The 1,209-nt window shown below is 60.4% G+C and carries 1 protein-coding gene; it reads right to left on the bottom strand.

Annotation, left to right across the window (positions count from 1 at the left end; genetic code table 11):
• Positions 1 to 61: 61 nt before the first annotated feature.
• Entirely contained in the window at positions 62 to 1,099 is a 1,038-nt protein-coding gene (gene pdhA, locus EN884_RS36430; protein ID WP_063168051.1) for a pyruvate dehydrogenase (acetyl-transferring) E1 component subunit alpha, read from the bottom strand.
• Positions 1,100 to 1,209 lie beyond the last annotated feature (110 nt).

Raw genomic sequence — 1,209 nt, 5'->3', positions numbered from 1 at the left:
CTTCCATGGTCGGCGAGAGAGAGGGCATGAGAATTTCGATCGGCATGTCCTTGCCCTCCCGTTACAATACGATATCGGTCCAGAGCTCGGACGGATCCGGCTCTGCATCGTTCTGGGCAAATTCGGCGGCGTCAGCGACGATGTCGCGGACCTCCTTGTCGATGGCCTTAAGCTCGTCCTCGGTTGCCCACTTCTTCTCGATCAGCCGCGCCTTGACCTGTTCGATCGGGTCATGGTCGGAGCGCATCTTCTGCACTTCTTCCTTTGAGCGGTATTTCGCCGGATCGGACATCGAGTGACCGCGATAGCGATAGGTCTGCATTTCGAGAATGATCGGCCCGTTGCCGGCGCGGCACCATTCGGTCGCCTGGTCGCCGGCGGCCTTGACAGCGCGCACGTCCATGCCGTCGACCTGGATGCCGGGAATCTTGAACGAAGCGCCACGGTGCGAAAAATTGGTTTCCGCCGAAGAGCGCGACACCGAGGTGCCCATGGCATACCGGTTGTTCTCGATGATGTAGATCACCGGCAGCTTCCACAGCGAGGCCATGTTGAAGCTTTCATAGACCTGGCCCTGGTTGGCCGCACCGTCGCCGAAATAGGTCAGCGAGACATTGTTGTTGTCGCGGTAGCGGTTGGCGAAGGCCAAGCCCGTGCCGAGCGACACCTGCGCGCCGACGATGCCGTGGCCGCCATAAAAGTGCTTTTCCTTGGAGAACATGTGCATGGAGCCACCCTTGCCCCGTGACAGGCCGCCGCGACGCCCGGTCAGCTCGGCCATGACGCCGCGCGGCGACAGCTCCATCGCCAGCATGTGGCCGTGGTCGCGATAGGCGGTGATCATCTGATCGCCGTCGATCAGCGCCATCTTCATGCCGGTGACGACCGCTTCCTGGCCGATATAGAGGTGGCAGAAGCCGCCGATGAAACCCATGCCGTAGAGCTGGCCGGCCTTTTCCTCGAAACGACGGATGAGCAGCATGTGCCGGTAAGCGGCAAGCTCTTCGTCCTTGGTGAATTCGACAGGTTTGGGGGTCGAAAGCCCCGATTTGCCGTCGGATTTGGATTTGGCAGGCGCTTTTCTGGCGGCGGTGGCCATGCATCACTCCCTGTTGGCGTCTCTTCGTGGACATTAGAGCAGGATGAAATCTGCTCTGGGGAGATCAGCTCCTCCCCACCGATTTTAGGGAGGCTAACACGCGTCAAAGC

Source organism: Mesorhizobium sp. M7A.F.Ca.AU.001.01.1.1, assembly GCF_004022735.1.
In the GTDB taxonomy this organism is placed as follows: Bacteria; Pseudomonadota; Alphaproteobacteria; order Rhizobiales; family Rhizobiaceae; genus Mesorhizobium; species Mesorhizobium ciceri.
Note: the sequence above shows the minus strand (reverse complement) of the source record. Positions and strands in the feature narration are given on the sequence as shown.